The organism is Shewanella sp. SP1S1-7 (assembly GCF_031932105.1).
Lineage (GTDB): Bacteria > Pseudomonadota > Gammaproteobacteria > Enterobacterales > Shewanellaceae > Shewanella > Shewanella baltica.
Genome location: NZ_JAUOEU010000056.1, coordinates 1 through 6008, shown reverse-complemented (window position 1 = coordinate 6008; position 6008 = coordinate 1). Strand labels below are relative to the sequence as shown.

Here is a 6008-nt window from a genome sequence, read left to right as displayed (position 1 = left end):
TAAATCTCGCCAAGGGATACCTGTTCTAAGGCGGTAAAGAATACCTTCGAATGTTTGTCTATGTTCAGGTTTGTCATAAACACGGCCTGTGCTTTTCATTAAATGAAATAGCTTTTCCCAGCGTGCATCGGTTAGCATAAGTCTTGGCATGGCTTGAGGTTATGGTTACTTTTGGCGAAGCAAATTATAACGTCTTGCCATGCTGTCTAAAAATCACTCTCGAAAGATCAACAGACCCTAGACTCACAGCAATTATCTTGGGAAGCATTCCGTTTACTCGTACTCGATTGTTTTATGATCCGCAGCTATTTATCTGCAATAGCCTTTAAAAATAAAGGACTATCTGAAAGTGATATTGTGATGTGTTTTCAGCTTTATCAAGTCGTTAGGCAACATAAAATTGAGTTTGTACAAAGTATGAGCAAAACATTAGAGGAATGTGGAATCGACAGTGTGCCAGCTGCAATTTGCCTTTTAAAAACAAATATCTAAACGTATAAACAGCACCACACAATAGTAAGAAGAGAACATATAACGAAGTAAAGCAATACCACAGGTGTGAATCTTCAGTTTGCAATATAGATTTACACTGTAGGGTGGGCTGAGTGCATAACAAATTCATCCAACCTGCGACAAGCTGTCGCAGTTTGCGCATTTGGCTTTGTGAAATATCGTATCAGCCCGCACAATCAAGCCATAGGTTCCTTCCTTTGTGCCCCGCAGGCGCTCAAGAAATCCACTGCTTTTTGAACCTCTACCCGAGGGTAACTATGCCCTCGGGGATTTTTATTAGTTTGTTTTGATATACAAACCTCGCACCTCGGCTTCAAATACGATAAATTTACTTATCTTCAATACAATCCATTCAGCTACTTGTGTAGACATAGTCGATAACAGTTAACTAAAACCAAAACTCTATCAAGGAAGAAATTTATGTCTAAAGCTCTTATCTCTATCGCCCTTAGCCTCTTCATTGTTGGCTCACTGAGTGGCTGTGTTAAAAGTACACTCGTTAGTGACAAATGCACGGAAAACAATCCTGCTGAAAACCAAAATTGTAACAAAACAGACGCTGCTATATATGTCGCAGCAGCCATATTGGAAGGCCCAGATAAAGGTCAAACGTGTAACGATATGTCGGGCAAAGCAAAACAAGACTGCCTCGCTCAGCAACAGGCACTGAAAGAATCACTAGAGAAACACGCTCGAAAATAGCATTAAGGAAGATGAATGAAAGCCTCCGTTTTTATTGCCACGACCCTCGATGGTTATATCGCCACTCCCGATGGGGATATCGACTTTTTAAACCAGCATCCCAGTACTAATCCCGATGAAGATTTTAGTTACCATGCTTTTATCGACACTATCGATGCGATTGTAATGGGACGAAAAAGCTTTGAAAAAGTCCTCTCCTTCGATTGTGATTGGCCCTATGTGAATATCCCAGTATTTGTATTAAGCCGCAGCGGTGTAACAGTACCGTCGGCGTTAAGTGAGCACGTGCAAGTGCTAAATGGCGATGCAGCAAGCATTAGCGAACAACTCAAAACCCGTGGCTTTAAGCATCTCTATATCGATGGTGGACAAACGATCCAAGGTTTTTTAGCGGCGGGGCTAATTCAGGAGCTCACTCGTATCCCCACTTTACTGGGTAAAGGCATTCCCCTCTTTAGTGACGTCCCCCAAGCCATACAATTAATGCCCATCCACACACAGCAATACGACAATGGCTATGTACAAACCGCTACCGCGTCATAGACAAAAGCACTCTATAAGTCGTTGAGATAGGCGATGACATATATGCCGAAGGTGAACCCTGCCATTTTTCGGCTTGCCATCTTACTGTAGAGCCATGTAACCACAATGTTAAACAACTAAATACTATCAATGGCTTACTGATTGCGAATCCAAGTTCCGTTAGAATACCCTCCTCTAACAGATAGGTGAGCAATATGAATCGTTTGCAGGCATCAAAGGGTTTTACATTAATAGAACTGGTTGTGGTCATTATCATCCTTGGGATCTTGGCCGTCGTCGCAGCACCACGATTTTTAAACCTAGGCCAAGATGCTCACGATGCCAGAGCCAAAACCGCATTTGCGGCCTTTACCTCTGGTGTTAAGCTTTACCACAGTTGTTGGCTTGCGGGCGGTCACTCTGGTTATATCCAAGATCTCGCCTGTTATGGTGACGGAAAACTCGACTCGACCACCACAGGATTTCCACTGGGAATAGAGACTGCAACCGCTGATGCCGGTGCTAAATTGCAGGGCGATTATTGTGGTCAGTTATGGCAAGGTCTTTTGGCTAATAATGAATTTGTCATTGCCGATCAATACTCTTGGCGCACAGTTCCCAATGTCGACATTGTTTACTGGTATGGTGCCGTCGACATAAAAGATCCCAATGCTTACTGCATTTTCAACTATGTCTCTGACGATCGCAGCTTCGGCAGTGAAAACTGGGATCTTAAATACTATCCCTTCGATGGCCGCACTATTGTAGGTCGATCCACCCTTTCCCAATAAGCGCTTATTTTTATTGCTAAAGGAGCGCGAAAGATCGCAAACTCCTTTGGCATTTGCCGCGATTACTTGAATTATTGTCATCCATCCCCATATATATCCCATCATCCACCGCAACTTTTGCTGCGGGCCAGAAGAGGATTCATTGTGACCACTATCGTATCAGTACGCCGTAATAATCAAGTTGTCATCGCCGGCGATGGCCAAGTCTCCCTAGGCAATACCGTCATGAAAGGTAACGCCAAAAAAGTGCGTCGCTTATATCACAACAAGGTACTGGCAGGTTTTGCAGGCGGCACCGCCGATGCTTTCACCCTATTCGAGCGTTTTGAGGCCAAACTTGAAATGCACCAGGGCCATTTATTGCGCTCGGCCGTTGAGCTCGCCAAAGATTGGCGTACCGACCGTATGCTGCGTAAACTCGAAGCACTGTTAGTCGTGGCCGATGCGGAAACCTCGCTGATCATCACAGGTAATGGTGATGTCGTTCAGCCAGAACACGACTTAGTCGCCATTGGTTCAGGCGGCAACTATGCCCAAGCGGCGGCCCTTGCACTATTGCAAAATACTGAGCTGTCAGCCTTAGAAATCGCCGAAAAATCCCTGACTATTGCTGCGGATATCTGCGTATTCACCAATCAATTCAAAACGATTGAAGAACTCAATTACTAAACAGCCCGTGAGGAATATTATGTCTGAAATGACCCCCCGTGAGATTGTCCACGAGCTGGATGCACACATTATTGGCCAACAAAAGGCCAAACGTTCTGTTGCTGTCGCCCTGCGTAACCGCTGGCGCCGGATGCAACTTGACGCAGATTTCCGTCAAGAAGTCACCCCAAAAAATATTCTGATGATTGGCCCAACAGGCGTTGGTAAAACTGAAATTGCCCGCCGTTTAGCCAAGCTGGCGAACGCGCCTTTTATCAAGGTCGAAGCGACTAAATACACAGAAGTGGGTTATGTCGGTAAGGAAGTCGAGCAAATCATCCGCGACTTGACCGATATCGCCATCAAGCTGACCCGTGAACAGCAAATGGGCAAATGTCGCCAACGCGCCGAAGAAAATGCCGAAGAGCGCATTCTCGATGCCCTGTTGCCTAAGCCGAAAAACGACTGGGAAAGCACTGAAACCGATTCCAACTCAAATACCCGTCAAGTCTTCCGCAAAAAACTACGCGAAGGCCAATTAGACGATAAAGAAATCGATATCGATGTGGCCCAACCGCAAATTGGTGTTGAAATCATGTCGCCTCCAGGCATGGAAGAAATGACCAACCAGCTGCAAAGTCTGTTTAAAAACATGGGCCAAGCACCAGCAAAACGTCGCAAGATGAAGATCAAAGAAGCCTTTAAGCTATTGTTCGAAGAAGAAGCGGCAAAACTGGTCAATCAAGAAGATTTAAAAGAACAAGCCATTGAAATGGTTGAGCAACACGGCATAGTGTTCCTCGACGAAATCGACAAAATCTGTAAGCGCGGCGAAACCTCAGGCCCAGACGTTTCCCGTGAAGGCGTACAACGTGACTTACTACCCCTGATCGAAGGCTGCACTGTCACCACAAAACACGGCATGGTAAAAACCGACCACATACTGTTTATCGCCTCTGGCGCATTCCAGATGTCTAAACCGTCGGATTTAATTCCTGAATTACAGGGTCGTTTACCGATCCGTGTCGAGCTAGATGCATTATCAGCCAATGATTTTAAACGCATTCTAACCGAGCCACACGCCTCGCTCACCGAGCAATATATCGCGCTGATGGGCACAGAAGGCGTGAAAGTTGAATTCAGCGAATCGGGTATCGACAGCATTGCGAAAGCCGCATGGCAAGTGAACGAGCGCACCGAAAACATCGGCGCCCGTCGTTTACACACTGTGATGGAAAGGCTGATGGAAGATATCTCCTACGAGGCATCGGAAAAATCGGGCTCCGCCTTTGTTATCGACGCCGACTATGTCAGCGCCCACTTAGACAACTTAGTCCAAGACGAAGATCTCAGCCGCTTTATCCTCTAGTACAAAACCCGCTCACCGCCAAGCCCAAACAACTTGGCGGTAAACGACTCAACTGCAAAAGTGTGACTTAAACGAAAAAGCCTGACCAAGGCTCTCGCTTACCCTTTGTATCCTTGGCCGCGAGTGGTTACATTAGTCAGGTGTTACTTTAATGAGTCGTTATCCTATCCTTAGCATTTTCTTGGTAGCCAACCTATGACCACAGCAACGCCCAATGTCACCGATATTAAACTGAAACGTAAATCACGCATTCTAGAAGTCAGTTTCGACAATGGTGAGCAATATCAGCTCAGCTGCGAGATGCTCAGAGTCTACTCGCCCTCAGCCGAAGTGCATGGTCACGGCAACCCTAAGCTGGTCACCCACAAGAAAAACGTCAACATCAGTGCCATAGAACCCGTCGGTAACTATGCAGTAAAAATCGTCTTCGATGACGGCCACGACACAGGCCTATTCTCGTGGAAAGTACTCTACGATCTCGCCACCCACCAAGTGGATCTATGGGAAAAATACCTCGCCCGCCTGCGCGCCGAAAAAGCCTCCCGCGAACCGCTGATCGCGATGAATATAAAGTACAACTAGCATGTTAGGTAGACGCCTAATGGTGTGATTTAAACAATTGGTGGCTAGTTAAATTAAGTGGCATTACAACAAACTGAAAATGTTTGAGAGTATTCTGTCATAGATTAAGCACTGTTATTCCAGTGACTCGCCGTTAATATATCCCTATAGGCTCGACGGCGGCATCCATGCCGCCAACGGTCACTTCCATAGCAGTGCTTAATCCTGTTAAGTCTTTGGTATATCTGCTAGTTTGTTATTTACAATTAGGCATCCCGAGAATTTAACAATGGGCTTGTTAAATTTTGAATATTATTAGGGTCTGTTGATCTTTGCTGTACAAATGTTGTTCAGCAATACATCGGCAGCCACATTAACATAAACGCCAGTGACACCATACTGGCGTAATTTCTTGCTAGCTTGTCATACCTTGTTGATATTGCTCGATAGTGTTTAATTCTTCCAAAAGCATTCTCCACTAAATGTCGATACCGATATAAGCACCAATCGACTCTTTCTTGAGGTGTATTCTTATAGCGGCGCCTTGGAATAACAGATTTCCCGCCTTTATTTGCGATAAGTTCACGAAAAGCATCGCTGTCATAACCTTTATCTGCAATGACGGTATCAACCTGCTTCAGGTGCTCAATTAAGCTGGGGGCGTGTGTAATATCGTGTTTTTGGCCTTCTGATAATTCGAAATAAATCGGTAATCCTCCGCTGTCGACGGCTAAGTGAATTTTGGTTGAATTACCGCCTCGACTTTTACCAATACTCTCATTACTTAGCGTCGCTGCACCTGCACTGTGCTGGTGAGCCCGCACTATCGAGCCATCAATAAAGACCCATTCTATATCAGCAAGGTTGGCTAAGGCCTTGAATAAATGTGCTAGAACACCTTT

General features: G+C 45.4%; 7 protein-coding genes and 1 pseudogene. 6 read left to right on the top strand and 2 right to left on the bottom strand.

What is annotated here, in order from left to right:
- Positions 1-150 (bottom strand): transposase (locus Q4Q49_RS21840; protein WP_312000429.1); only part of this gene is annotated, 150 nt, incomplete at its 3' end.
- A 783-nt stretch (positions 151-933) separates the two neighbouring features.
- Between Q4Q49_RS21840 and Q4Q49_RS21830 the strand changes: the two genes are divergently transcribed.
- From Q4Q49_RS21830 to Q4Q49_RS21805, 6 genes and pseudogenes are all read left to right on the top strand, one after another.
- Complete coding sequence (locus tag Q4Q49_RS21830; protein ID WP_311991646.1) at positions 934-1215, top strand: hypothetical protein; 282 nt, start codon at positions 934-936, stop codon at positions 1213-1215.
- Between the two features lie 15 nt (positions 1216-1230).
- A pseudogene (locus Q4Q49_RS21825) lies at positions 1231-1775 on the top strand (dihydrofolate reductase family protein).
- Positions 1776-1952: 177 nt separating this feature from the next.
- Complete coding sequence (locus Q4Q49_RS21820) at positions 1953-2528, top strand: type II secretion system protein (protein WP_312000428.1); 576 nt, start codon at positions 1953-1955, stop codon at positions 2526-2528.
- Positions 2529-2672: 144 nt separating this feature from the next.
- Positions 2673-3197, top strand: a complete 525-nt coding sequence (hslV, locus tag Q4Q49_RS21815; protein ID WP_006083300.1) for an ATP-dependent protease subunit HslV — start codon at positions 2673-2675, stop codon at positions 3195-3197.
- Positions 3198-3216: 19 nt separating this feature from the next.
- A complete protein-coding gene (gene hslU / locus Q4Q49_RS21810) occupies positions 3217-4545 on the top strand; it encodes an HslU--HslV peptidase ATPase subunit (protein WP_312000427.1) in 1329 nt (442 codons plus the stop codon).
- Between the two features lie 195 nt (positions 4546-4740).
- A complete protein-coding gene (locus Q4Q49_RS21805) occupies positions 4741-5127 on the top strand; it encodes a gamma-butyrobetaine hydroxylase-like domain-containing protein (RefSeq protein WP_071938738.1) in 387 nt (128 codons plus the stop codon).
- A 329-nt stretch (positions 5128-5456) separates the two neighbouring features.
- Here the strand turns inward: Q4Q49_RS21805 and Q4Q49_RS21800 are convergent.
- Positions 5457-6008, bottom strand: a 552-nt coding sequence (locus Q4Q49_RS21800; RefSeq protein WP_312000426.1) for an IS5-like element ISSod6 family transposase, incomplete at its 5' end; no start/stop codon positions are given.